22 protein-coding genes are annotated in these 24,856 nt (G+C 64.8%); 10 read left to right on the plus strand and 12 right to left on the minus strand.

Translation table 11 applies throughout. The features are described 5' to 3' along the window. Positions 1–121: 121 nt before the first annotated feature. The 11 genes from F2P44_RS25465 to tssI all read right to left on the minus strand — a co-directional run bounded on the left by F2P44_RS25465 (position 122) and on the right by tssI (position 10,935). Positions 122–1,045, minus strand: coding sequence for a hypothetical protein (locus F2P44_RS25465; protein ID WP_167090613.1), 924 nt, complete (start codon positions 1,043–1,045; stop codon positions 122–124). 164 nt (positions 1,046–1,209) lie between these two features. Beyond that, positions 1,210–1,578 carry a J517_1871 family lipoprotein gene (locus tag F2P44_RS25470; RefSeq protein ID WP_167090615.1) on the minus strand — a complete coding sequence of 123 codons (369 nt, stop codon included), beginning with the start codon at positions 1,576–1,578 and terminating at the stop codon, positions 1,210–1,212. A gap of 9 nt (positions 1,579–1,587) precedes the next feature. Beyond that, complete coding sequence (locus F2P44_RS25475; RefSeq protein WP_167090617.1) at positions 1,588–2,055, minus strand: hypothetical protein; 468 nt, start codon at positions 2,053–2,055, stop codon at positions 1,588–1,590. Positions 2,056–2,111: 56 nt separating this feature from the next. Next, on the minus strand, positions 2,112–2,654 hold the full coding sequence (locus tag F2P44_RS25480) for a cytochrome b/b6 domain-containing protein (RefSeq protein ID WP_229423752.1): 543 nt from the start codon (positions 2,652–2,654) through the stop codon (positions 2,112–2,114). Next, the gene (locus tag F2P44_RS25485; protein WP_167090619.1) at positions 2,641–2,913 is read right to left on the minus strand and encodes a PepSY domain-containing protein; all 273 of its coding nucleotides are present in this window, start codon (positions 2,911–2,913) and stop codon (positions 2,641–2,643) included. Before F2P44_RS25485 ends, F2P44_RS25480 begins: the two co-directional genes overlap by 14 nt. Positions 2,914–2,937: 24 nt before the next feature. After that, positions 2,938–3,621 carry a Fe2+-dependent dioxygenase gene (locus F2P44_RS25490; RefSeq protein WP_167090621.1) on the minus strand — a complete coding sequence of 228 codons (684 nt, stop codon included), beginning with the start codon at positions 3,619–3,621 and terminating at the stop codon, positions 2,938–2,940. After that, positions 3,615–4,748: an alpha-hydroxy acid oxidase gene (locus F2P44_RS25495; RefSeq protein WP_167090623.1), complete on the minus strand. Its 1,134-nt coding sequence runs from the start codon at positions 4,746–4,748 to the stop codon at positions 3,615–3,617. Before F2P44_RS25495 ends, F2P44_RS25490 begins: the two co-directional genes overlap by 7 nt. A 92-nt stretch (positions 4,749–4,840) precedes the next feature. Then, positions 4,841–7,180 (minus strand): TonB-dependent receptor, encoded by a 2,340-nt coding sequence (locus F2P44_RS25500; protein WP_229423753.1) that lies wholly within the window; start codon positions 7,178–7,180, stop codon positions 4,841–4,843. 264 nt (positions 7,181–7,444) lie between these two features. After that, on the minus strand, positions 7,445–7,906 hold the full coding sequence (locus tag F2P44_RS25505) for a cache domain-containing protein (protein ID WP_167090625.1): 462 nt from the start codon (positions 7,904–7,906) through the stop codon (positions 7,445–7,447). Between the two features lie 266 nt (positions 7,907–8,172). Further along, the gene (locus F2P44_RS25510; protein ID WP_167090627.1) at positions 8,173–8,346 is read right to left on the minus strand and encodes a hypothetical protein; all 174 of its coding nucleotides are present in this window, start codon (positions 8,344–8,346) and stop codon (positions 8,173–8,175) included. Positions 8,347–8,427: 81 nt separating this feature from the next. Beyond that, on the minus strand, positions 8,428–10,935 hold the full coding sequence (gene tssI / locus F2P44_RS25515) for a type VI secretion system tip protein TssI/VgrG (RefSeq protein WP_167090629.1): 2,508 nt from the start codon (positions 10,933–10,935) through the stop codon (positions 8,428–8,430). A gap of 249 nt (positions 10,936–11,184) precedes the next feature. Between tssI and F2P44_RS25520 the strand changes: the two genes are divergently transcribed. The 9 genes from F2P44_RS25520 to F2P44_RS25560 all read left to right on the plus strand — a co-directional run bounded on the left by F2P44_RS25520 (position 11,185) and on the right by F2P44_RS25560 (position 22,035). Next, positions 11,185–15,681 carry a DUF6861 domain-containing protein gene (locus F2P44_RS25520; protein WP_167090631.1) on the plus strand — a complete coding sequence of 1,499 codons (4,497 nt, stop codon included), beginning with the start codon at positions 11,185–11,187 and terminating at the stop codon, positions 15,679–15,681. Between the two features lie 20 nt (positions 15,682–15,701). After that, complete coding sequence (locus tag F2P44_RS25525; protein ID WP_167090633.1) at positions 15,702–16,115, plus strand: VOC family protein; 414 nt, start codon at positions 15,702–15,704, stop codon at positions 16,113–16,115. Between the two features lie 52 nt (positions 16,116–16,167). Further along, complete coding sequence (locus tag F2P44_RS25530; protein WP_167090635.1) at positions 16,168–16,485, plus strand: hypothetical protein; 318 nt, start codon at positions 16,168–16,170, stop codon at positions 16,483–16,485. 169 nt (positions 16,486–16,654) lie between these two features. Continuing rightward, positions 16,655–17,230, plus strand: coding sequence for a hypothetical protein (locus tag F2P44_RS25535; RefSeq protein WP_167090637.1), 576 nt, complete (start codon positions 16,655–16,657; stop codon positions 17,228–17,230). Beyond that, complete coding sequence (locus F2P44_RS25540) at positions 17,164–18,150, plus strand: Rpn family recombination-promoting nuclease/putative transposase (RefSeq protein ID WP_167090639.1); 987 nt, start codon at positions 17,164–17,166, stop codon at positions 18,148–18,150. Before F2P44_RS25535 ends, F2P44_RS25540 begins: the two co-directional genes overlap by 67 nt. Positions 18,151–18,455: 305 nt before the next feature. Further along, positions 18,456–19,484 (plus strand): phospholipase C/P1 nuclease family protein, encoded by a 1,029-nt coding sequence (locus F2P44_RS25545; protein WP_167090641.1) that lies wholly within the window; start codon positions 18,456–18,458, stop codon positions 19,482–19,484. Further along, positions 19,481–20,809, plus strand: a complete 1,329-nt coding sequence (locus F2P44_RS25550) for a peptidylprolyl isomerase (protein ID WP_167090644.1) — start codon at positions 19,481–19,483, stop codon at positions 20,807–20,809. Before F2P44_RS25545 ends, F2P44_RS25550 begins: the two co-directional genes overlap by 4 nt. Beyond that, on the plus strand, positions 20,806–21,333 hold the full coding sequence (locus tag F2P44_RS25555) for a hypothetical protein (protein ID WP_167090647.1): 528 nt from the start codon (positions 20,806–20,808) through the stop codon (positions 21,331–21,333). Before F2P44_RS25550 ends, F2P44_RS25555 begins: the two co-directional genes overlap by 4 nt. Positions 21,334–21,408: 75 nt before the next feature. Beyond that, positions 21,409–22,035: a glycoside hydrolase family 25 protein gene (locus F2P44_RS25560; protein WP_167090650.1), complete on the plus strand. Its 627-nt coding sequence runs from the start codon at positions 21,409–21,411 to the stop codon at positions 22,033–22,035. A gap of 81 nt (positions 22,036–22,116) precedes the next feature. On the opposite strand, the gene F2P44_RS25565 is transcribed toward F2P44_RS25560, so the two are convergent. After that, positions 22,117–23,265: an ABC transporter substrate-binding protein gene (locus F2P44_RS25565; protein WP_167090653.1), complete on the minus strand. Its 1,149-nt coding sequence runs from the start codon at positions 23,263–23,265 to the stop codon at positions 22,117–22,119. A gap of 263 nt (positions 23,266–23,528) precedes the next feature. On the opposite strand from F2P44_RS25565, the gene F2P44_RS25570 reads away from it, so the two are divergent. Continuing rightward, entirely contained in the window at positions 23,529–24,830 is a 1,302-nt protein-coding gene (locus F2P44_RS25570) for an NCS2 family permease (protein ID WP_167090656.1), read from the plus strand. Positions 24,831–24,856 lie beyond the last annotated feature (26 nt).

The raw sequence follows: 24,856 nt of genomic DNA on the forward strand, positions 1-24,856 counted from the left end.
ACTTCTGCACCATCCGCTCCTGCCTCGACACCCTACGCAAACAAGGGCACAGCATGCTGGAAGTGCTGCGCCGTGCATTTGCTGGCGATCCGATCAGGCCAACTGCGTAGCGGCTGAATAGTTACGATTCCGCAAACACTAGCGGCGCGAACGGCGACTCCAGAGGCTTTGCATTCCGCTCTTGTATGTCGGAATAAGTTTGTGCATTCGTGGCGAAATTGACTTGCGTAGCAATTTTCCCGCCTCCGTATTTTTGACTGGGTTTCAGCCGCTGCCGAAGCAAGTCGACAGAGCTGAGTTTTTTGCTGGATTCGGTATAGTTTTTTTTGGTATGGCCGGACAGGTTTTCAGCCTGCACCTTGACTGGAGGAACCCGGAAATCGATAGCGGCACTTGCCCTGAATGCTTGAACCAATTGATTGAGCGTGGGGAAATTCAAAATCTGCTGATAGAGGAATCCTTCGATGATCTGGTTGGCGATATCGATATCGGCCGGATGCGGAACAGGCTTGCCGGGTTCGACGGTTTCAATGAGGAAGGGTGGATCAACGAGTTCAATTTCATTGTCGGCATCGGTCTCCAGATAGAATGGCAGGTTTTTGTAGGGCAACCTTGCAGTTGACTCGCCAATTCTCAAATGTGAAACGCCATGCAAGGTTTCATCGGTAAACGCGCCAAATTCATGCTCAAATCCTACCGTGACCAGCTTTCCGGCATATTCCCGGGGCGATTTCAAGGCATCTTCTTGCAGTCGCTGCTGTTCAGTCAACAAGCCAGGCAGGGTAGTCGCGTTTATTTTTCTTTGTATGACGGCGGTATCGGTTTGCCGCGCCGCTTTGCTGCTGGCCGTCAGCGCCGCAATCCTTCTCAGTTGGGTTAACTTCGGGCTGTTATCGGCCGTCTCCATCAGTCTTTTTTGGATAGCAGCGTCGGGACGCTGATTACTGAATGCAGAAAGCGACGGGCGCTCAGCAGTTTCCTGGCCCCCTGTCGCCGAGCCCGCCTGACTGGTATGGCTGCCACTTTTATCAGCGTGCGTCTTCATGGTTCCCTTTTAGTTTTTATTGCTAAAACGAAATTTCATGCTGTCGTATTGACGGTACAGGAGGCTGGACGAGCGTACGACGCGGTGCAGCCTGGTGCGAAGTGACCCATCCCGATGTTACTGCAGTTATCCCCCCGTGTCTCAGCGGCCGGCGCTGCGGCCGCCTACCGCTTGAGCCACGCGCGGCAGGCGGCGGGCACGTCCATGGTGCGCTTCATTTCCATGCACACGCCCCATGAACACTGGGCAAAGCTGCCGTCGGCGTTGCGCTTGAGGGTGGCGTCAGTCAGGCCGATCATCTTGTCGCCGCTGATCGTCAACGGCATCGCGCTGTACTTGCCCATCGACTCCCAGCATACCGTGCCGGTGCCGTCGGGACGCACCAGCAAGGTGTGCGTCTGTGCGCTTGCCTTGCCCACCCATAAACCGGCCAGGTCCGGCGTTGGCGTGGGCGCATGGCGGGGCGTGGTCGGGCTGGTGGCGCAACCACCGAGGATCAGGGACAGCAAGGCAAGGGCGGGGAATTTTTTCATGGCGGTATGCTACTGGACGGCGGCTGCGCCTGCTAGCAAGTAATCGAACAGCACGTCGTCGAGCCGCCCCAATTCCGCCGTGACCGCAGCCAGTTCGGCGCTCACCTTGCAGGCCTCGATGTGCTTTGGTGTACCTTCCAGGGCGTACAGCCTGGTGCGCAGTGCTTCCCTTGCCGGCTCCAATCGCTTGCGTTGCAGCTCGACCGCCCTGTAGTCCTCGTTTTGCGCCAGGCCGCGTTGAAATTCCAGCGTGCGCGTCTCGTCCCATCCCATTTTTCTCGCCAGCTCATCAAAAATGGCCTTCACTTTCGCCAATTTTTCGGCCTGTGCCGGCGCCGCCGCGCCCATGTCGCCGATGGCGCGCGCAGTGTTTTTAATGGCCTGGGCTTGATTTTGGCATTGCGCGCCGGCTGATGGCGCGAGCGCCGCCAATGCCAGGCACAGCGGGGCAAGCGCTGATTTTCTGACGCGAAACATGGCATCCTCGGGGTTGATTGTGCTTCTGGGGATACGGACGTGAGGCGCCCGCCACATTAATCCTGGTCGCCGTCCGCAGGCGGCTTCTTCTGGCCGGTGATCATGGCAATGACCAGGTTTTCGCGATGCTGCCAGCTGGTAAACACCACGCCGGACACATGCAGCACCACCAGCCCCACCAGCGTCCAGGCGACGCCCACGTGCAGCCGCACCGGCCAGGCGTAGCCCCATAGCAGGTCGGTGGTGGCGGCCCAGCCGCTCAGTGCCAGCAGGCTCACGCAGGCCAGCAAGGCGAGCACCATCCAGCCGCCCAGCGGATTGTGGCCCAGGTGGCGCGCGGAGCGGCCCGTGGCCACGGCGCGCAGGTACTGCACGGTCGGCTCCGGGGCGCGCACGAACTGCGCGAAGCGCGCGTAGCGGTTGCCCGCAAAGCCCCACAGCAGGCGCGCCAGCACGATCGCCACGGCCGCATAGCCGATGTACTCGTGCGCGGCGCCGGTCCGGTCGCTGCTCCACCATGCCGCAACGATGCTCGCCACCAGCGACCAGTGCAGCAGGCGCACCGGCGCATCCCAGACTTTCAGCTTATTTCTCTTCAACGCGGGCGAAGGTCACCGGGTCGAAGAACGCTTCGATGCGCTTGCCCTGCGGGTCCTTGGCATACACTTCGTAGCAGCTCGCGGTCGCTTCCATGCGGCGCACCACCCAGCCTTCCTTGGTCAGCTTTTCGTGCAGTTCGGTGTGCGGCTTCCATTCCGCTTTCGGCCGCGTGGTGCATTTCACGTCGCCATGGGCCCAGGCACCGTTGACGGCGAAGGCGAGGACGAGCGGGGCCAGTTTGACGATGGTCGAGGTCATTGTATTTCCTTATCAATATGAAAATCAGGTCGCTGCCCAGCGGCGCAGCAGGTTATGGTAAATCCCGGTCAGCTTGAGCAGCTTGCGGTCGTCGGCCGCCAGGCCTTGTGTCAGGTTCTGGATGGTCTGGTCCAGGTCGAACAGCAAGGTGCGCTCGGCGTCGTCGCCGACCAGGCTTTCGATCCAAAAAAACGAGGCGACCCGCGCGCCGCGCGTGACCGGCGTGACCCGGTGCAGGCTCGAGGCCGGATACAGCACCATGTCGCCCGCACCCAGCTTGACGGTCTGCACGCCGAATTCGGTGTCGATTTCCAGCTCGCCGCCGTCGTACTCGTCCGGCTCGGACAGGAACAGGGTGGCGGCCAAGTCGCTGCGCAGGCTCAGGTGCGTGTTGGGAATCTGCATCACTGCGCTATCAACGTGCGTGCCGTAGGTTGCGCCGACAGCGTAGCGATTAAATTTTGGCGGATAAATCTTGCGCGGCAGGGCGGCGGCGATGAACAGCGGCGTGTTGCCGAGCGTGCGCAGGATGTGATTGCCCAAGCTGACGGCCACGTCCGCACCGTCGTCGATCTGGGCATTGTTCTTGGCCGAGCGCGCCAGGGTGCCGGCGGTGGCCGCGCCATCGCGCCACTCGGCCTGGTCCAGGTAGACGCGAAATTGCCGCACTTCATCCTTGCTCAAGACCGCGTCGAGGATGGTCAGCATGGCGAGCCCGGCCGCCGCAGCACGGCGCCGCTGCCGATTTCGTCCACGGTGGCGCAGCCGGCCAGCGCCATGCACACTTCGAGTTCCTCGCGCAGCAGCTTGACCATGTGCGCCACGCCGAGCGCGCCGGCCACGCTGAGCGCGTACATTTGCAGGCGCCCGACCAGCACCGCGTCGGCCCCCAGCGCGAGCGCCTTGAAGATATCGGTGCCGGAGCGGATGCCGCCGTCGAGCAGCAGCGGGAAACCGGGACCGGTGGCGGCGCGGATGGCCGGCAGCACGTCCAGGCTGGCCGGCGCGCCGTCCAGGGTGCGCCCGCCGTGGTTCGACACCACCACCCCGGCCACGCCGATGGCGCGCAGGGCCACGGCGTCGTCGGGATGCAGCACGCCCTTGACCAGCACCGGCAAGGTGGTCTGGGCGAGCAGCCAGCGCAGGTCGTCCCAGCTCGGGGCGCTGCCCATGATGCCCTGGAAGATGCGGCTGTGCTGGGGCGCGGCCGGCGCCGTCTCGGCCGGGGCGTAGCCGCGCAGGTTGGCCGCCACGCAGTCGGCCGGCATGCGAAAGCCGGCGCGCAGGGCGCGCTTGCTGGGCACCTGGATCGGGGCGTCGAGCGTGACCACGATGGCGCTGTAGCCGGCCTTGACGGCGCGCGCCAGCAAGTCGTGCGTGTCCTCGCGGCGCAGCTGGAAATACAGCTGGAACCAGCGCTGCGGCCCGGCGCCGCGCGCCACGTCTTCCAGGCTGCAGGACGCGAGCGTGCTGCTGACCAGGCAACTGTCGACCGCATGCGCCGCACGCGCGCTTTGCAGCTCGCCGGCGGCGTGCGCCAGGTTCTGGAAGGCGACCGGCGCCAGGAATACCGGATGGGCGAATTGCTGGCCCGCCAGGGTCACCCGGGTATGCCCGGCGCTGACATCGCGCAGCAGGCGCGGATAGATATCCCAGCGCGCGAACGCGGCCAGGTTGGCGGCCACCGTCAGGTCGTGGCCGCTGCCGCCGGCCACATAGTCGTAGCTGGGCGGCGCCATGAAGCGCTGGGCCAGGGTTTCATAATCGGCGGCGCAGCCGATTTCCGCAGGGATCTTGCCAAGAGGCGGCTGGGCGCCAGGGAGAGGTGTGGTCATCATAAAATGAAAAATGCCGGGGGTTACCCGGCATTGTAGCGAACTTGCTGACTGCTTAAGAGACTAGACGCGAGACTTGACGCGGCCCGCGCTTACAGTTCGTAGTTCAGGGCCAGGCGGACCGCGCGCGCATCACCCTTGTACAGGAAGGCGCCCGAGCGGTACACGGCCGTGAAGTAATCCTTGTTGCCGACGTTGAGCACGTTCAGGCGCAGGTCCAGCTTCTTCGAGAAGCGGTAGGACGCGAACGCGTCATACACGGTGAACGACGGGACCGGCTGCGCGCACTGGTTGTCGGCGGTGTAGCCGGCGGCGGTGTCGGGCTGGCCGCCGCAACGGTCGCTTTCGTACCGTGCCACGGCGCCGAACGAGAAGGCATCGGTCAGCTGGTACTTGGCCTGGGCCGAGAACGATTTCCTGGCAAAGTTGGCCAGTTCGCGGCCGATGCCGGCCGGCGCCGACGAACCGGTGACTTTCGAGCTCATCACGGCAGCGCCGATCTGGGCCGACAAGTCGTCGGTGATGTTGCCGGTCAGGCCGAATTCCACGCCTTGTACCTTGTTCTTGCCCGTGTTGAAGGTGCCGACGGTGTCGTAGTTGGCACCTTCCATCACATCCTTCTTCTTGGTCTGGAACACGGCGGCGGTGGCCAGCAGCTTGTCGCCCAGCAGGTTCCACTTGGTACCGAGTTCCAGGTTGATCGAGGTTTCCGGCTTGGCGCCGGCAATCTTGTTCTGGTACAGCACCGCGCCGCCGTAGCCGCTGTTAGTGCCCGAATCGGCTTCGCCGCCGTTGATGTCCTGCGAGCTGGCCGCGCTGCCGTAGACGATCAGTTTCGGCATGACCTTGAAGCTGACGCCGGCGTGGCCGTTGACCAGGGTGTCGGTGTAGCTGTAGTCGCCCGTGATCAGGTTGGTGGCCGGGGTGCGGCGTACCAGCGACAGGTCGAAGCGGTCGGCGCGGATGCCGGCAAAGGCGGTCAGGCGCTCGGTCAGGTCGACCGTGTCCATCGCCGTCAGCGAGAAGGACTTGACTTGCCAGTCCTGGTTCCAGCTGTTGCGGCGGCTGCTGCGGCCGGCGAAGTTGGTCAGGTCGGCGACCGCGACGCCATTGACGTCGTTGAAGCAGCGGGCGTTGTTCGGGCCGACTTTATCCGTGCTGCGGCAATTGAAGGCGCCGCTGTTGGCGACCGTGAAGTTGCCCGATACGACCTGGTGGTCGGTGTATTCGACGCCGAAGATGAATTCGTGCTTCATGCCCATGAGTTGCTTGTCCCAGCGCAGATTACTCTGGTGGGCAAAATAATCCACGTCCTGCCAGCCGGTGTGGCCGCCGTCGAGCGCGGCGCTGACGAAGGACTTCTGGGTGGCGGCGCTATCGCCGACGTAGCGGGTGCCGCTCGATGCGCCGGTGGTGACGTAGGCATTGCCGGACTGGCCGTAACGGGTCAGGCTGGTCAGGCTCAGGTCGGGGGCGAGTCTCCAGTTGATGCGCGCGGTCACGGTGTCGACGTCCGAGCTGAGGAAGTCGTTCGACTGGGCGTACACGGGCACGTTGGTGGCCGGCACGCGGTTCGGCACGGCGCCGACCAGGAAGTGGCCCAGGTCGGGCAGCTTGTCGTCGGTGCGCAGGCCGTAGTAGTCGAGCGTGACGGACAGGTCCTTGCTCACTTCCAGCAGGCCGGACACGGCCACGCCCTTGCGGGTGCGGCTCGACGGTGCGCGGTCAGGCACGTCTTCATCGCCGTACAGCACGTTGGCGCGCAGGGCGAAGTTGTCGCCGAAGCCTTTGTTGAAGTCGGCGGTGACGCGTTTGTGGCTGTCGGTGCCCACGCCCACGGTGACGCGCTGGAAGTCCTTGTCCAGGGTCGCTTGCTTGGTGATCGCGTTGACGGCGCCGCCGGCGGTGCCGCGGCCGGCGAAGCTCGAATTCGGGCCTTTCGAGATTTCCAGCTGCTCGATGGCGAAGCTTTCGCGGGTGGTCATGCCCGGATCGCGCAAGCCGTCGACGAACACGTCGCTGCGCGCTTCCTGGCCGCGGATGATGTAGCGGTCGCCGAAGGCATTGCCGTTTTCGCCGGTGCCGAGGGTGATGCCTGGCTGGGCGCTGAGAATTTGTTTCAGTTCGGTCATGCCGGAATCGTCGATCGCGGCCTTGGTGATCACCATGATGGTCTGCGGCGTTTCGGCCAGCGGACGGGTGTGGCGCGCATCGCCCGAGGTCTTGGCCTTGTACGGCGCGCCGACTTCGGCGTTCGGATTCGGGTCGAGGTACTTGCCGTAGACGATCACGTCGGGCAGGACTTTGCTCTCCTTTTCCGATGCTGCGGCTGCGGGCGCGGTGGCCTGGGCGCTGGCGGCGAACGGCATCATCAACAAGGCACTGGAAATGCCCATGGCAATACTGGTTTTCTTCATCGTATTGAACGTCATGTCGCTCTTGCTACGAAGACTCTTTGGCTGTTGCGATTGTTGTTGCTTCAAGATTAACTCCCCATATAGATGGGGCAGATTATAGCGACATCTCCCATATGCGTAAACGTTAATCAATCTCATTTGCATTTACGGCATTGCTATTGCTGAGGCGCAAGGTATGCGGGAGGCATGGTGTCGCGGCTGGCCGCGCGCCGCTGCTGGCAATCGGGGGATCAAACGGGGAGGGCGCATCGACGATGCGCCGGAGGGTGCGCCTGGCTGTTATTTCTTGTAATAGCCTGCGGAAATAATGATGTCGTCGACTTTTTCAACATAGGCCGACTTGGCCTGTATCTGCTTGGTGACGGGATTGACCCATTTATAGTCGACCCAGCCGGTGCCCGGACTGGCTGCCTTGGAGACAATTTCCTTCATGAAGTACTTATCGTCCGCATCCTTCAATTCGATGATGTTCTTGCCGACCATCTTGGGATTGGCGCCGTGCGCCAGCACGGTGGCCTTGGCATCCCAGACGCTCAGGTACAGTTCCCCGTTCACGAATTGGCCCTTGCTGTTGCCCACTTCGGCCATCAGCTTGTCCTTCCCGTTCGCCTTCACGAAAGCGACACCGCGTTTCACCAGTGCCGAGGCTTCCTCCGCCGTTGCCGGTTCGGCCGCCAGGGCATGTGTTGCGAACGCCAATGTAGCGGCGATGGCAAGGGCGCCCTTGGTAAACATTGTCATCACCTTACTCCTTGAAGTGATGGGGAATATGCGTCTGGCATGCTTGCCGATGGTGTACCGGGCAATGGCAAAAGTCAACCGGAACAGGCTGCCTCGCCTGCGCGGCGCGCCAGGCCGCTACGCCGCACGGCCGGTGGCCAGCCGCTGCGTGGCCAGCGCGCGAAATCATGCCGGCCGTGCTGCAGGCGGACGCTACGTCGTAGGCGTGCGCACCAGCGCCGCATCGTGGCCGCTCACTTTGTCGGACAAAAAAACACGCTCTGCGCTCATTGCTTCACTCTTTCGGCGTCCATGAGATGAAGGGCGCGGCCGGTCGCCGGCCCGCCGTCGAGCAGCGTTTCCTTGCTGTGCCTGAGCTGGAGCCTGGGCAGGAGGCGCCCCATTTCCGGGACCAGGCTGAACTCGCTCGCGCCCTGGCCGCCGAGCGTGAACATGTGCATGGTCTGGTCCTTGAGCCGGGCCGGCAGCTCAAAGCTCAGGTCGTTCGCGTGGCAGAGCGTGGTTTTTCAGGCGCCCATCGCTTATTTGTTCAGGTCGATCCGGCTGCTGCCCACGATATCCACATGCACGCCCTGGATCAGAATGGTGCCGTCGGCCTTCATCACGATCTTGCTCGCGCCCACCTGGAAGGTGATGTCGGTACTGGCCGTCACCAGCACGTGCCCGGTCTGCGCCTTGGCTTCGATGTCGGTCTTGGCGGTCTGGAAAATGTGCTCGGTTTCGGCCGTCAGTTCGATGTTCTTGTTGGCGGTCTGGTGGATGTGCGCCGTTTCCGAGGTCGTCTCGATATGCTGCTTGACCGTGGTGACGTGGAAACCCTTGCTCACCGTATTGGTCTGGGACGGACCATGGACGATCGTGTCCTGCTTGTTCTGGACCGTGGTGACCATATCCTTTTGCGAATGGATATTGATCAATTCCTTGCCCTTGGAATCGTGGATCACCATTTCGGAAAAGCCGCCGCCGCCCGGGGTCGAGCGGCTCTTGAAACCCATCATGTGGGCCGCGTCCGGCAGCGCGTACGGCACCGGCTGGTCGGCATTGAACAGGCGGCCGGTGCACACTGGACGGTCGGGGTCGCCTTCGAGGTAATCGATGATCACTTCCTGGCCGATGCGCGGAATCGAAATCGTGCCCCAGCCCTGGCCGGCCCACGGCTGCGACACGCGGATCCAGCACGAGCTGCGCTCGTCGCGGCGCCCGTAGCGGTCCCAGTGGAACTGCACCTTGATGCGGCCGAATTCGTCGGTGTGGATCTCGGTGCCTTTCGGGCCGACCACGGTGGCCGTCTGCGGTCCCGGCATTTGCGGGCGGCGGTGGGCCTGGCGCGGGCGGTATGGAATCTTGCGCCGGATCGCGCTGAAGGTATTCCGGTACACATCGCTCATGCCGCGCTGGAAGTAGTTATTGCGTGCGTTGTACTGCACCGACAGCACCAGGAAATCGTTGTCGGTGCCATCGGCCGCGTCGAACCAGTGGTGTTCCAGCAGTTTCAGGGTGTGGCCTGCGACCAGGCCGCGGCAGTCCGAGGCGCCGTGGAAAATCTTGGCCTGCCATTCCAGCACTTCCATGCGCTGGCGCGCCTCGCGCTTGCCATCGTCCTTGTTCTTGTACGAAAAGGCCGGATTGCCGTCGTAGATTTCCATCGACGGCACGTCGCCCTGCACCGACACGGTCGGCTGCTCGACGTACTGCATGCTGTTGGGGGCCTTGAAGTCGAAGGTGTTCAGGGCCAGCTTGGTCGACTGCAGGATGCGCTCGGCCGTCAACGCCGTCACGCTATCCTTGTCCTGGGTGCGGTTGCCGCCATTGAAGGTGACTTCGGCATGCGCCTTTTGCGGCGGGCAGAAGCTGCTGTTGCGCGAGTCGTCGCTGATGACCATGATGTGGCCCGAGGCGCTGTGCTCGAAGTAGTAGAACAAGCCGTACTTTTCCATCAGGCGGCTGGTGAAATGCTCGTCCGTCTCGTCGTACTGGACGATGTAGTTTTCCGGCTTGTAGGTCTGGCTGGTGCGGACTTCGTAGGTGGCCAGGCCGCTGTAATCGCCCTTGAAGATCTTGTCGAGCACGCCCAGGACCGTTTCATCCTGGAAGATGCGCGAGTTCACGCGCCGCTTGAGGTAGGTGAACCAGGGCACGATTTCGGCGTGATAAAAGGCAAAGCCGCCATCCGAGTGCGTGAAACCGAAGGAATTCACGTAGCCGTTGATGAAATGCTCGCTGCCATCGGCTTGCTGGACGCCGACGCTGACGTTCTTGCCCATCAGATCCTTGAGATCGATCGAGGCATTCTTCGACAGCAGATTGAGCTGGAACACGTATTGTTCCGACAGCGAAGTGACGCCGCTCATCGATTCGATCAGCAGGGCTTTGTCGCCTTGCAGCGGCGAATAGAAACGCAGCAGGCGGGTGCCATCGACGAAGTTGGCGGCGCCGCCACCACCGGCCGCGCCGGCACTGGCAGCGGCGCCCGGCTCGGCGACAGGCGCCGGCGCGCGCGAGGGGTCGATCGGGGCCGGCATGAACAACGATTCCGGGGTGGCGAAATCGTTGACCGCCTGGCCGGCCAGCGGATGCTCGGCGATGATCAGTTGCGCGGGAGCGGCCACGTTGGCCGGCACCGCCTGCGCCAGCGCGCCCGGCGCGGACGCCAGCTTGCTGCTCGCGACATCGGCCATCGCTTGCGCCTGCCCGCCCATCGCTTGCGCCTTGCCGGCCAGCGCTTGCGCCTGGCCGGCGATCGCTTGCGCCTGGCCGGCCACGGCCATTGCCTTGGCTACTTCCGGACTGGCCTGGGCGGCCATGGCCATCCCGCCGCCCGCCAGCGCTTGCACGCCACCTCCCGCTTGCACGGCCGCGGCCGTATCGAGTGCGGTATTGCCGAGCGCCAGCGCGGCGGGGTCTGCCCCGGCCATGCCGGCCACGCCGGTGGCCAGCTTGGCGGCCGCCAGCGGGGTCTCCACGCCGGAGGGGCTGGCGCCGGGCACACCGGCCAGGGCGGGGGATTTGTCTACAGGTTGGAATGTCATCGGGAGCTCGCGCGAACAAGATTATCACGTTGAACAGCACCACAACCGCCGCGAACGGCGCTATGGCCACGAATGGACTTCATGGGCTGGCGCGCCTTCGCGATGCGCCTTCCCGGGGCTTGCAAAACATCGGAAACCAGGAATACCCAAAAGATTGTGTATATACTATCATAAGCAGGCTCGACTATTTCGAGTTATTGATTCGCACTAAACTACCGCGTTGCTACAACGCCAGAGAGTTCACCGCGTATGTCATCTCCTGATTCCCCCAAACACCTGTTCGACTTCCAGCGCGCCCTCAAGGATCTTGGGCGCGCCTACGACAGTGCCGGCGAACAAGTCCGCCACGATATCGACCAGCGCCTGCAACGCTGGTCGCACCGGGTGGGCGATTCGGTCGACTCGCTGGGGCGCGCCGCCATGCGGATCGAGGCGGTGCGCAGCACGGTGGCGGTGGGACTGGCCATCGAAGGCGCCGAGCACCGTTTCCACGAGTTGCTCAAGACCCAGCTCGAAGGCCTGGATTTTTCGCAGATCTGGGGCGTGCTGTGGACCGTGGTCAAGGAAGTGGTGCTGTACGTGGGCGGCGGCGCGGCCCTGGGCGGCACGGTGGGCGGGGTGGCCGGGGCTTTCGTCGGCGGCGCCGGCGCGGTGCCCGGCGCGATCGGCGGCGCAGCCCTGGGCGCCCAGATCGGCGGCGAAATCCTGGTCTGGATGGGCCTGGGCAGCCTGGTGCTGTATATCGGCGAAACCATTCCCACCATGTGCGGCAAGATGGCCGAAGGCTTCGCCACCGCCTGGCATGCGGGCGCCTTGCCGGACAGCGCCAGGGGCCAGTACGCGGCCGAGCTGCGCCAGGCCAGCGAATCGTTCGCGCAGGGCAAGCTGCTGCTGGTGAAAGCGATCCTGGCCGCGATCGTGCTGTACCTGTCGCGCGGGCAGGCCAGCAAGTCGCTGCTGATGAAGGAATTGGGCAACAGCAAGCTCGGTCCGGCCTTTGCCGACTGGGTGGCGGCCAACCAGGCCAAGCTGATGCGCCATCCGGCCTTGCAGCCGCGCATTGCGGCGGCCGAGGGCGAAGCGGCATCGGCGGCCAAGGCGGGCGCCGCCAAGGCCAAGCCGCCAGCCGAGCCGGTGAAAGCGGCCGAACCGGCCAAGCCGGCCAACGAAGCACCCAACACCGAAGGCAAGGCACGCCGGCCTTGTCCGGCTTGCCTGCTGGTGGCCCAGCCCGTCAATCCGCTATCCGGCAGCAAAATCCTCGCGGGCGAGCTCGACCTGGACTTTGCGCTGCCTGCGGCGCTCGGGCTGGTATGGCAGCGCAACTACAGCTCGGCCCAGGGCCAGGCGGGATGGCTGGGCGCGGGCTGGAGCACGCCGATTTCCGATGCCCTGCAAGTGGGCGGCGGCCAGGTCGTGCTGCTCGATGGCTGGCAGCGCGAGGTGACGTTTTCGCTGCCGCGGCCGGGCGAATCGATTTACTCGCCCTCCGAAAAAATCACCTTGTCGCGCAGCGGGGACAGCAGTTTCGAGCTGATCGACGAAGAGGGGCTGCGCCGCCAGTTCGCCACGGCGCCGACGGCCAGCGGCATCGCGCGCCTGGTCGGCCTGCTCGATGCCAACGGCAACAAGCTCGGGATCGGCTACAACGGCCGCCAGCTGCCTGAGCGCATCGAAGACAGCGCCGGCCGCGTCTTCATGCTGGAGTTCGGCGAGCATCGCGGCGCGTCGCGCCTGTCCGCCATCATCCTGCTGCCCGAGGCTGGCGAGCAGGGCGAGGTGCTGGCGAGCTACGCCTACGATGCCGACGGCAACCTGGCCGAGGTACGCAACCGCCTGGACCAAGTCACGCGCCGCTTCGCCTACCGCAAGCACCTGATGGTCGAGCATGCCCAGCCGGGCGGCCTGGTGTCGCGCTACGAATACGAGCACGAGGGCGCGCAGGCCAGGGTGGTGCGCAACTGGACCAATAACGGCCTGTCGTGGGACTTCCGCTACCTGGCGCGGGAAACGGTGGTGACCGACAACCTCGGACGCGAGCAGCGCTACCGTTTCGATGCCAACGGCGAGTTCATCGGCCACGTCGACGCGGCCGGCGGCGTCACCGAGCGCCGCCTCGACCCCAATGGCAGGCTGCTCGCCATCCTTGACCCGGGTGGGCGCAGCATCGGCTACCGCTACGACGAGCGCGGGCGTGTGGTGCGGGTGGAACGCGACGGCAAGGGAACCGGCATCGTCTACGATGCGCGGGTCGACAAGCCGGCCCTGATCACCAATGCGCTCGGCGCCAGCACGGCGCTGCGCTACGACGAACGCGGCAACCTGCTGAGCGTGACCAATGCGCTCGGCCAGCGCACCTCGTACCAGTACGACGAGCACGGCCTGCCGGTCAGGGTGCTCGATGCGGCCGGCGGAATCAAGCGGCTGGCCTACAATCGCGCCGCGCAATTGACCGCCTACACCGATTGTTCGGGCAATACCACGCGCCTGAGCTATGACGCCAATGGCAAGCTGGCGCGCACCACCGACGCCCAGGGCAATGTGACCGCCTATTCCTGCGACGCGCTGGGCCGCCTTGAAATGGTGACGCAGGCGGACGGTTCCACCGAGCGCTACGAATACGATGCGCTGGGCCGGCTGGTGGCGCGGATCGATGCGGCCGGACATCGCACCAGTTACGTGCTCGACAGCGACGGCAAGCCGCTCAAGCGCATCGATGCGCGCGGCGGCGTGCTGGAATACCGCTATGACGCGGTGCGCCGGATGGCGGCATTGATCAATGAAAATGGCGATGCGCACCATTTCGTCTACGACGCGCTCGACCGCCTGGCCGAGGAGAGCGGCGTCGATGCGCGCCTGACGCGCTACCGCTACGACGCCAGCGGCCTGCTGGTGGCGAAGGAAGAGCATGGCAGCGGCGCGCGCACCGAATACACGCGCATCGACACCAGCTATCTGCGCGACCGCGCCGGGCAACTGGTCGACCAGATCATCTCGCGCACCACCGGCGAGGCGCAGGCGGAACAACTGCGCCTGCGCTTTGCCTACGACGACGCCGGCCGGATGACGCGCGCGATCAACGCCGACGCCGAGGTGACGATGCGCTACGACGCCCTGGGCCAGCTGGTGGCCGAGCAGACCGACAGCGGCGGCGAATCGACCTTGCTGCGCCACGCCTACGATGAACTGGGCAACCGGATCGAGACGGTGCTGCCGGACGGACGCGTGCTCAACCAGCTGTTTTATGGCAGCGGCCACCTGCACCAGATCAATATCGATGGCGAGGTGATCACCGACATCGAACGCGACCGGCTGCATCGGCCGCTCAGCCGCACCCAGGGTGCGCTGACCAGCCAGTTCCGCTACGATCCGATGGGACGGATGCTGTCGCAGGTGGCCGCGGCGGGCGGCGTGGGCGAAGGGGCCGCGCCGCTGATCGCGCGCAGCTACGACTACGACGCGAGCGGCAATCTGCTGGCCATCGACGACCGCCGCAACGGACGCACCACCTACAGCTACGACGTGCTCGGGCGCATTTTATCGGCGCTGCAGCCGCAGTCGGATGAGCGCTTCGCGTTCGACCCGGCGCACAATCTGCTCGATGACAGCATCGCCGGCGTGGGCCGGATCGAGGGCAACCGGGTGCGCGTGTTCGAGGATAAACGCTACGAGTACGACGCGCACGGCAACCTGAGCGAGAAGCTGGTGGGGCGCCATACGCGCATGCGCTTCGAGTGGAATGCGGCGCATCAGCTGGTCAAGGCGGTGGTCACGCGCAACGCCGGCGACGCGGCGCCGACGGTGCAGACGGTGAAGTATGTTTACGATCCGTTCGGCCGCAGGATCGCCAAGCGCGACAGCTTTGGGGTCACCCGCTTTGCGTGGGACGGCAACCGCCTGCTGTGCGAGCGGCGCGCCAGCCATACGCGGACCTACCTTTACGAAGCGGCCTCCTTTGTTCCGCTGGCGCAGTACGACAGCGTCGACGCGCAAGCGCCGCAAGCGCCATCCTCGCGCGGCCGCCTCCATTACCTGCACACCGACCATCTCGGCACGCCGCGCGAATTGACCGATGCCGACGGCACCCTAGCCTGGGCGGGCAGTTACCGGGCATGGGGCAATGTGCTGGCCGTGGACATGCCCGCGCCGGCCGCCGCCGCGCTGCCCGGCGCGCTGGAGCAAGTGCAGCCGATCCGCTTCCAGGGGCAGTATTTTGAAGCGGAAACGGGTCTCCACTACAACCGCTTCCGCTATTACGATCCGGACATCGGCCGTTTCGTCTCGCAAGACCCGATCGGTCTGGCCGGTGGTTTCAACACTTACCAATATGCGCCCAATCCGGTGACCTGGATCGATCCGGCGGGCTTGTCGGGCACGCCGATCGTTGTCATCGGCGAAGGCCAGGGCGCTGTCGACGAGGCTGCGCGCCTGCTGAAACAGCAGGGCTACTCGGCGGAAAGCATGATGTTCCCGCGAAATCAATGGCGCGGCGGTAGACTGACGCCGGGCATGGCCGCGAGCGACTTCGAGAAGACGGTGCAATGGAATAAGGAGTGGCTGGCGGAGAAAATCCGGCAAGGGTATAAAGTGGTCGACATCGGACCGGACGGGCGGGCCACGCCAAGCCGGTTCTATCAGGCCGAGCAGGAAGCCCTGGCGGAAGCGATGGCCTCGAAAACCACCTTGAAAAAATTCGGCAATGGCGAAACCGTTGCCGAGATGCGTGCCCGCGTATGCCGGTGCTGAGATAGCGGTGCCGGGACGTCGTGGCGAAGATGATCGTTGTGAAGGATAAGATGAGAACGGATATTTTCCTGAAAGTGGCGTCGGCGGCGCTCGCCATCCGGTTTTATGTGGATGAACTTGGCATGTTCGAGATTGCGGCGGACTATGGCATGAATGACTTTCTGCTGCGCGCGATCGGCAATCCCGATGTCTGCCTGCAGATCAGCGAGCGCGGCGGGAAAACCTCGGGTTCGCCGATCTTCGGCATGAGCGTGGACAACTGCGACACCGCGTTTCAACGCCTGAAACAGACCGTTTTCAGCAGCGGCGCGCGCCTGGTGCCGGATGGTGACGGCAAGCTTGCCGTATTCGAGTGGCCCGGTGGGAAAAGCTTTCTGCTTGAAGATCCTGCGCAGAACCAGTTCATGTTGTTTGAAGATCGCATCGCCCCGTAGCTTGATGCGGGCGCGGGGCCGGATGCGACGATGGCCAGGCTGAAAGAGGGGGATGGCGATGGCTTTGGGCAGTCATGCAAACGTGTATAACACCTGCTTGTTGATTCTGCGGGATCGCGGTTTCAAGATGCATGTGCAAGGAGAGAGGAATAGCGCGGGTAGCTATCCCACCGACGTGCTGTGGATCGCTGAGAAGGATGGGTTTCGCTTGATGGCGGATAATCCCATCGAGCTGCTCGGACTGGTGGGCATCCATGACCATGTTCAGCCTTCGGCGGATCTGCCATATTGGTGGCGCAAGGAAGGCGAGGATGTATGGGAACGATTGATGAGTGACGCGTTCCCCGGCCAGGATGCAGGTCCTGCATGACATGCCCAAGCCACACGCGGCGCCACAGGGACTATCCGCATGCTATTACCATCGGACGAGGCCGGAATGCCGATGAAACGGGTATTCGGCCTGAAATTCCAAGGTCGCGCTGGAAGTGGCGGTCTCGCTCAAGCCGGCATGACGCTGAACATATCGGAGACTGCGACGCATGTCGGAAATCGTTCCTGGACTTCCTGCGACGGCCAAAAAAATGCCGGTCTGGCTTGATGTTTTCTCGTCCCTGGCCTTGTTCATGGCGCTATCCATCGGTTTGTTCGGCAGTGTCGCCATCCCCGCCTATGAAAAAACGTTCAGCGATTTTGGGGTAACGCTCCATCCATGGACTGCATGGATTTTCCGCAAGCGCCATGGATTCTGGTTGCTGGCCGTGGCGGAACTCGTCTTCTGGTATGTCGCTGGCGCGGCGAGGCGTTCCGCGATACTGTCTGCCGCCGCATGCTTGCTGACCATGTCGCTGTTTGTACTGCTGGTCTTTGTATTGAATCTTCCCGTTCTGTCCGCGCAGGTCTGGCCTGGAAAAGCCATCATGGCCGGTATGCGGGCACGGCAGGAAGAGTGGTTTACTGCAGAAACAGATGCAAGGAAGCCGCTGAGCCGCCCCCCGCACACGCCTGAGCTAGCGCAAATTCAGGGCATGGGCGCTCGCTACAATGCGCCATGCCCGCCCTTCACGACCTCGGATACCGTTCGCTGTTCGCCCACCCGGAACTGGTGCGCGAACTGATCACGGACTTTACTTCCATCAAGCTGCTCGACGAAATTCCGCTGTTGGCCTTCAAGCGGGTCAATCCGGCGTATGTGAGCGAGCACCTGTCGGCACGCCAGGACGATCTCGTCTGGCGCGTGCGGCTGGGCGACGAGTTTCTTTACGTGTACATCCTCCTGGAATGCCAGTCCCGCGTGGACCGCTGGATGGCGCTGCGCATGCAGACCTCCATCGGCTTGCTGTACCAGGACCTGGTCAAGGGCCACGCATTGTCCTCTGGCTTGCTGTTGCCGCCGGTGCTGCCGCTGGTGTTCTACAACGGCTCGCCGCATTGGAGCGCCAGCATGGACCTGGCCGGCCTCCTCATGCAAGCGCCCGCCGAGCTCGCTGCTCTTCAGCCAGCCCAGCGCTACGTGCTGGTCGACCAGCAGCGCCTGGACGCCAGCGCGCTGGAAACGAACGAGACCTTGCTGGCGCTGCTGTTTCGGCTGGAACTTTCGAGCGCTCCCGATGTCCTAAAGAAGGTTGCCCCTGCGTTGACGGCCTGGTTCCACCAAGCGCCCCAAGCCACCCTGCGGCGTTCGGTCGAGGTATGGGTGAACCACCTGCTCGCGAGCAGACCCGGCAAATCGGGGCCATTCACATGTAACAGTGTCAAGGAGGCCGCTGACATGGGACGTAAATTTGAAACCTGGGCCGAAGAATTCGAGGATATCGGCTTTCAAAAGGGAAGCGCCGAAGGCAAGGCGGAAGGGCAGGTCATTGCACTACGCGGGGTGCTGGGCAGCCTGTTGCGCAGCCGCTTCGGCGAATTGCCGGTGTCGGCAACGCGGCGCATCGATCAGGCCAACCAGGCTGAGCTTGAACAGTGGTTCGAGCGCAGCCTGAACGCGCCCAGCTTGCAGGCGGTGTTTGACGCTGGCGCGGCGTCCACCTAGACACATCGCTCATTGTTGCCGGCGTACCGTCCGGCTTCGTGCCGCTCGTCCGCCGTCGTCTGGCGCAGGATCCGCTCCGGTCTCTCCGTGACCGAGGCGCAGGCGCGAGTATCCCCTTGTTGCGGAGCGTGCATGCCGGCGTTCGTCAACAAGCTGCCTTTCATCCGCCTGTCAACTAAAAAACGCGACTGAGCCCGCTGCGCCACAGTCATTGCAAGGTCACATTTCATCGTTACATTTTTACATTTCTTCCTTCGTAAATCGTCCACGCGGTCGCCGCACCCGTGGACTCAACTGGAGTAATGATGAAACCCGGACTGCTTGCCACCAGCCTCGCGCTGGCTCTGTTTGCCAGTGCACCCGCCAAAGCATGGCAACAAGAAACGCATCGCCGCATCGTGCTCGACGCGATCGCCTTCATGAAGAACAATCCATCGGCCACCAACTACGCCAGGCTGGCCGCCGGCGTCGCCAAGGCCGGCTACACGATGGACCAGTTCGCCCAGGCGGTGGGCCAGGGCGCCTACGACGTCGATGACTTCGCCGACACCTACCTGTGCGGCGCCACCACCGGCAGTTGCCAGATGGCGCCGGTCTGGGGCCTGGGTTCCTCGCTGGCCAACTACACCTCGTACTGGCACTTCCAGAACCACAGCGCCGGCCCCGACGTGCATGGCAACGCCTTCGGCGGCTACAACTACGCCAAGCTGGGCAATCGCGGCGATATCGACAAGCTGGCCGCCGGCTGGCTGGTGGGCGACTATCTCGACGACGGTGCTGGCGGCCTGAAAGGCTGGTTCGGCGACAGCAGCAAGTACAACAGCTTCGGCGTGACCGAGGCCAATTACCGCATGGGCGGCAGCGGCAGCTCCACCAGCAAGCAGTACGCCGATTTCGAAACCATGCCGTTCCAGCCGATCGACAACCTCGGCCAATACTGGTGGCAGCAATTCCTGGCGCGCCCGACCGCACAGTCGCTCGGTTTCGTGCTGCACACGACCGACCTGGTCCAGCCGCACCACAGCTGGGGCACCTCGGGCAATGGCCATTCTGGCTGGGAACAGTGGGTCGGCGACTACTACGACCGCGAGCAACTGAACGATGCCGCGCTGGTGCGTAGCGCCCTGGCCAGCTTCACCCCGCTGGCACCCGGCGCCACCGATATCCGCGCGCTGCTGACCCAGGGCGGCAGCTATTCCTACGCCAACGGCGGCATCGTGCTGTCCTCGACCGACCATGCCGACCGCCGCACGGTGGCGCGCGCCATGGTGCCGCATGCGATCGCGATGGTCGTGCACGTGCTCAACCGCGCCGCCGAGCGCCTGGCGATTTGAACCCGGCGCCTGCCCTGCGCGCGCTGGCCGGCGCCGTCTGGCTGGCCTGCGCCTGGCCAGCGGCGGTATCGGCCCAGGGCGCGCCCGCCGCCCGCATCGACGGCGCGCCGCTGCTCGCGTTCAGCGTCGAGACCAGCTGGCGCATGGCGCGCGCCGCCGACCCGGCCGCCCGGCGCGATGCCACGCTCGACGCGCTGATCGCCGACCGCCTGCTGGCCACGGCGGCGCGCAAGCGCTTCGGCGAGGCGGTCCTGTCGGCCGGCCAGCGGGTCGGCTTCGCGCGCGATGTGAGCATCGACGACCAGCTGGCGAGCACCCTGCGCACCCTGTACGGCAGCGAGATGGAGCAAGAGCTGCGCCAGCTGCCCGGCGCGGGCCTGGACAGCCTGCTGCACCCGCAAGCGGTGAGCGGCGCCGCCCTCGACGCGGTGTTCGGCAAGTCCGGCGCGTTGCGGCTCGATCTGGATCTCGATAGCGCGCAACTGGCGCAGGCGGACACGCTGGTGCTGTTGCGTTTCGCGCTGCCGCACGGTGGCGACGGCAGCATCACCCTGGGCGACGTGTACCGGCGCCAGAACGTGCAGGGCAGGGTGGCCCTGTTCGCGCGCGAGCGCGGCTTCATGCTGCAACAAGCCAGGGTACAGGTGGCGGCGCGCTATGTGCTGGACTGGAGCCGGCGCCGCTTCGGGGCCGACGCCGTGGCCGACCTGCGCCGGGTGCTGGCCGACCAGGGCGATGCGCAAGCCATGCTGCGCCTGCATGGCTTGGGCGACGACCAGCATGGCGGCAGCCGCCTGCTCGACCAGCTTGCCAGCCAGGTCAGCCCGGCGCAAGTGCGCGACTGGTACCAGCGCCACCGGGAGGATTTCGTGCGCATCGAACGGGTGCGGGCGCGCCACATCCGCCTGCCCGACGAAGCGAGCGCGCGCGCAGTGGCGGCGGCGCTGGCCGGCGGCGCCGATTTCGCCACCCTGGCGCGGCGCCATTCGGTCGCACCTAGCGCGGCCAGCGGCGGCGCGCTGGGCTGGGTGCGCCACGAGGGCCGCCCGGGCTGGCTGGCGCAACTGGTGTTTGCCCAGGCCGAAGGCCAGGTCTCGGCCCCGGTGCGCACCCCGGCCGGGCCGGCCGCGCAGGCGCCATGGGAAATCGTGCTGGTCGAGCAGCGCGTGCTGGGCTACCAGGAGGCCGGTTCCGAATCGGTGCGCTACGTGGCCAGCCGGGCGCTGGCGCGCGCGATGGCGGCGGAGCAATTGATGGCGCTGCGCGCGGACCTGCTGCGCAAGGCGCGCATCGAGATCGCCACAGTCGCCCAGGGGCCGGCGTGAAGGCCGGCGCACTGATCGCCGCGCTGGCGCTGGCCGCTGCCGCAGCGTGGCTGGCGCGCCCGCAAGCCGGGGTAGCGGCCGCGCCGCGAGCGGCCACGCCCGCCGTGGCGCCCGGCGCGGCCCCGGCGCCGCCCGCCCGTGCGGTCGAGACGGCAGGCGCGGGATGGCTGGGCGAGCTGCCGCGCAGCGCGCCTGTCCCCGCCTGGGACAGCATGGCCGATGCGCGCCGGCACGGCGACGCGCGCATGCCGCCGCTGGCCCCGTCAACCAGGGCTGGCAGCGGGCCGAGCGCCGCCCAGCTGGCCGATCCGCAGGCTTACCGGGCGTACGAAGCGCGCCAGGATGCCCGCGTGCTGGCCGCCTTCGCCAGCGCCGCCGCGCTTGAAGGGCCGCGCTTGCAGGCTGATGTCGAGCGGGCCCGCGCGGCTGGCATTCCGGCGGCGCAGATCGCCAGGGTGGAAGCCAAAATCAGGCGCCTGGAACAGTTGCGGCGCGAGATCGCCGGGCCGGCGGTGCAACGCTAGCTGTGCAGGTGTGCAGCTTGTGTCGGCGTCGAAAGATGCTAATCTGACCGTCCAGGTACTTGCCAGGAGGCCGCGATGAGCACCACGTTCTTGAAGGGCATTGACGTTTCGCATTTCCAGGGCAGCATCGACTGGCAAACTGTCGCAAAGCAAGTCGATTTTGCCTACGCCAAAGCGAGCGAAGGCAACAGCGTCACCGATCCCTGTTTCAGTGCCAACTACGCGGCCATGCGCGCGGCCGGCGTCGCGCGCGGGGCCTATCATTTTCTGCATGCGGACGTGGACGGCGCCGAACAAGCCCGTCATTTCCTGGGCTTGCTGGGCACCCCGCAAGCGGGCGACCTGCCACCCATGCTCGATGTGGAAAAGGCGTGCGGCACGCAATGCGCGGCCATCGACAGTTGTGCGCTGGCCTGGCTGAAGCAGGTGCGCGACGCGTTGTCGTGCACTCCGCTGATCTATTCCTCGCGCGCCTTCTGGAACAGCAACCTGGCTGGCTGCGCGGCGCTCACCGATTTTCCGCTGTGGATCGCCGAATACACCAGCGCCGCGGCGCCGGTCCTGCCGCAGGGCGTGAGCAGCTATACGATCTGGCAGCATTCGCAAACCGGCAAGCTCGACGGCATTGCCGGCGCGGTCGACCTCGACCTGTTCAATGGCAGCGCGCAGGCGCTGGCGCAACTGGCCAGGCCCGCGCGCTGAGCGGCGCGCCAGGCGACGCGCCAGGCGACGCGCCAGGCGACGCGCCAGGCGACGCGCCAGGCGACGCGCCAGGCGACGCTGTTACAGCGGCGCGCGCACGATCGCGCCTTTTTTCCAGATCGCCATCAGGGCGCTGCTCAGGTTGACGCCTTCGTGGTCGTCGTCCGAAAACGGCGTCTTGTAGGTCGCGATCGCGCCCGGCACCGGGGTGCTCAGCTTTTCCAGCGCGGCCTTGATCTTGGGGCCCTCGGTGCTGTTGGCCTGGCGGATGGCGGCGGCCAGCAGCAGGATCGAATCGTGCCCGCCGGCTGCGGCGGTCGGATTGGTCATGCGCGCGCGCTTGTATTCGGCGCGGTAGGCCGCTTCGAATTCGCGTCCCGACGCCGAGTTGGCGCCTTCCACGAACGTTTGCGGCGAAATCGCCCCTTCGGCATGCGCTCCGGCCACATTGATGAAGGAATCGGTGGCATTCGCCCACGAGCCGATGATCGGCAGATTCAGTCCCAGCTTGGCGCCGGTCATGGCGATATGGCCCTGCTCGGTGCCGATGCCGTACACCAGCAGCACTTGCGCCCCGGCTTCCTTGGCCTTGGCCAACTGCGCCGACATGTCGGTGTCGCCGACCTTGAAGCTGGCCTCCGCAACGGCCTTGACGTCGTGGGTCAGCAACTGCTTGACCATGTCGTTGTGCCCGCCCATGCCGTACGGCGTGGTGTCGTGCAGCAGCGCGATTTTCTTGTAGCCCTTCTTGACCGCGTAGTCGACCATCATCTGCGCCTGCAGCGTATCGGACGCCTGTACGCGGAAGGTGTAGTTGCCTTCAGGCGCGTTCTGGAAGGCCTTGGTCAGCTTGGTGCCGGCCGAGGCGGGTACGATATTGGGCAGCTTGGCCGCTTGCATCACCGGCTGGTAAGCCAGCACCACGCCCGTGTTCACGCCGCAGGAACAAGCCACCACGCCCTTGGCCAGCAGGGCTTTCATGTTTTGCGCCGCGTTTTCCGGCTTGCTTTCGTCGTTCAGCTCGACCAGTTCCAGATTGCGTCCCAGCACACCGCCACGGGCATTGATGTGCGCGACCGCCAGACGCTGGCCGTCCCGCACCGCCAGGCCGAGCGGAGACGATCCGCCCGTCAGCGGCAGCAGGGCGCCGATCTTGATGGTCTCGGCGGCAAACGTGGCGCTGCCGAGGCACAGCGTGACCGCTGCGAATGCGATATGGCTTGGTTTCATGCGTAGTCCTTTTCCTTCTGGTCGGGTGAGAGGCAAACTGCTGATGTTGAGCAAACTGATAGCGTTTATGGCAAGGGCGCTTTAGTTTAAGGCAAATTTGCGGTACTGCAACAGTTAACTGTTGTATTTGCGCCAGCCATATGCCGGAACGGATAGCGCTTATGCGCAAGTCATACGGTTCAGCCGCGAGCAGGTAGGATACGGTCGCAGAGGGCACCCCGGCTGTTTTCATTCACCACGCATATTCACCAGGAGAGACCATCTTGTCGTTACTTGAAAACCATTTCAAACTCAAGGAAAATGGAACCGACGTCCGCACCGAGCTGCTGGCCGGGCTGACCACCTTCCTGACGATGGCCTACATCATCTTCGTCAACCCTTCCATCCTCGGCGACGCCGGCATGCCCAAGGATGCGGTGTTCGTCGCCACTTGCCTGGCGGCCGCGCTGGGCAGCCTGATCATGGGTTTGTACGCCAATTATCCGATCGCGCTGGCGCCCGGGATGGGCTTGAATGCGTATTTCGCCTACGTCGTGGTCAAGCAGATGGGGCTGTCGTGGGAGGTGGCGCTGGGCGCGGTGTTCATTTCCGGCTGCCTGTTTTTGCTGGTGAGCCTGTTTCGCCTGCGCGAAATCATCGTCAACGGCATTCCGCCCTCGGTCCGGGTCGCCATCTCGGTGGGGATCGGCCTGTTCCTCGGCCTGATCGCGCTGCGCAATGCCGGCATCGTGGTGGACAATCCGGCGACCCTGCTCGGCGTGGGCGACCTGCACGCCGCGCCCGCCCTGCTGGCGATCACCGGCTTTTTCGTCATCGTGGCGCTCGACAAGCTCAAGGTCAGAGGGGCGATCCTGATCGGCATCCTGCTGGTCACCGTGCTCAGCTTTTTCTTCGCGGGGAATAAATTCATGGGCGTGGTGTCGGCCCCGCCGTCGCTGGCGCCGACCTTGTTCAAGCTCGACATCATGGGCGCGCTCTCGGTCGGCATCCTGAACGTGGTGCTGGTATTCTTCCTGGTGGAACTGTTCGATGCCACCGGCACCCTGATGGGCGTGGCCAGCCGCGCGGGCTTCCTGGTGAACGGCAAGATGGCGCGCCTGAACAAGGCCCTGATGGCCGACAGCTGCGCCATCGTGGCCGGCGCCACCCTGGGCACGTCGAGCACCACGGCCTACATCGAAAGCGCGGCCGGGGTCCAGGCCGGCGGGCGCACCGGCCTGACCGCGGTGGCGGTGGCGATCCTGTTCCTCGGCTGCCTGTTCCTGTCGCCGCTGGCGTCGGTGGTGCCGGCCTACGCCACCGCCCCGGCGCTGCTGTACGTGGCCTGTTTGATGCTGCGCGAACTGGGCGAGATCGACTGGAACGACACCACCGAGAGCATCCCGGCCGCGATTACCGCGCTGACGATGCCGTTCACCTACTCGATCGCGATGGGCGTGGCCTTCGGTTTCATTTCCTACGCCGTGCTCAAGCTGATGACCGGACGCGCGCGCGAGGTCAAGCCGGCGGTGTGGGTGATCGCGGGCGTGTTCCTGTTCAAATTCATCTACCTCGGCGCCGGCTGAGAAGTTGCGTGTTTGTCCAGCTTGCG

This window comes from Massilia frigida (assembly GCF_011682175.1).
Lineage (GTDB): Bacteria > Pseudomonadota > Gammaproteobacteria > Burkholderiales > Burkholderiaceae_D > Telluria_A > Telluria_A frigida.

Bases quoted from the DNA above. Each gene is read 5' to 3' on its own strand.
- F2P44_RS25465 (WP_167090613.1), bottom strand. From the start codon at position 1,045: ATGAAGACGCACGCTGATAAAAGTGGCAGCCATACCAGTCAGGCGGGC.
- F2P44_RS25470 (WP_167090615.1), bottom strand. From the start codon at position 1,578: ATGAAAAAATTCCCCGCCCTTGCCTTGCTGTCCCTGATCCTCGGTGGT.
- F2P44_RS25475 (WP_167090617.1), bottom strand. From the start codon at position 2,055: ATGTTTCGCGTCAGAAAATCAGCGCTTGCCCCGCTGTGCCTGGCATTG.
- F2P44_RS25485 (WP_167090619.1), bottom strand. From the start codon at position 2,913: ATGACCTCGACCATCGTCAAACTGGCCCCGCTCGTCCTCGCCTTCGCC.
- F2P44_RS25490 (WP_167090621.1), bottom strand. From the start codon at position 3,621: ATGCTGACCATCCTCGACGCGGTCTTGAGCAAGGATGAAGTGCGGCAA.
- F2P44_RS25495 (WP_167090623.1), bottom strand. From the start codon at position 4,748: ATGACCACACCTCTCCCTGGCGCCCAGCCGCCTCTTGGCAAGATCCCT.
- F2P44_RS25500 (WP_229423753.1), bottom strand. From the start codon at position 7,180: ATGACGTTCAATACGATGAAGAAAACCAGTATTGCCATGGGCATTTCC.
- F2P44_RS25505 (WP_167090625.1), bottom strand. From the start codon at position 7,906: ATGACAATGTTTACCAAGGGCGCCCTTGCCATCGCCGCTACATTGGCG.
- F2P44_RS25510 (WP_167090627.1), bottom strand. From the start codon at position 8,346: ATGCACATGTTCACGCTCGGCGGCCAGGGCGCGAGCGAGTTCAGCCTG.
- tssI (WP_167090629.1), bottom strand. From the start codon at position 10,935: ATGACATTCCAACCTGTAGACAAATCCCCCGCCCTGGCCGGTGTGCCC.
- F2P44_RS25520 (WP_167090631.1), top strand. From the start codon at position 11,185: ATGTCATCTCCTGATTCCCCCAAACACCTGTTCGACTTCCAGCGCGCC.
- F2P44_RS25530 (WP_167090635.1), top strand. From the start codon at position 16,168: ATGGCGATGGCTTTGGGCAGTCATGCAAACGTGTATAACACCTGCTTG.
- F2P44_RS25535 (WP_167090637.1), top strand. From the start codon at position 16,655: ATGTCGGAAATCGTTCCTGGACTTCCTGCGACGGCCAAAAAAATGCCG.
- F2P44_RS25540 (WP_167090639.1), top strand. From the start codon at position 17,164: ATGCCCGCCCTTCACGACCTCGGATACCGTTCGCTGTTCGCCCACCCG.
- F2P44_RS25545 (WP_167090641.1), top strand. From the start codon at position 18,456: ATGAAACCCGGACTGCTTGCCACCAGCCTCGCGCTGGCTCTGTTTGCC.
- F2P44_RS25560 (WP_167090650.1), top strand. From the start codon at position 21,409: ATGAGCACCACGTTCTTGAAGGGCATTGACGTTTCGCATTTCCAGGGC.
- F2P44_RS25565 (WP_167090653.1), bottom strand. From the start codon at position 23,265: ATGAAACCAAGCCATATCGCATTCGCAGCGGTCACGCTGTGCCTCGGC.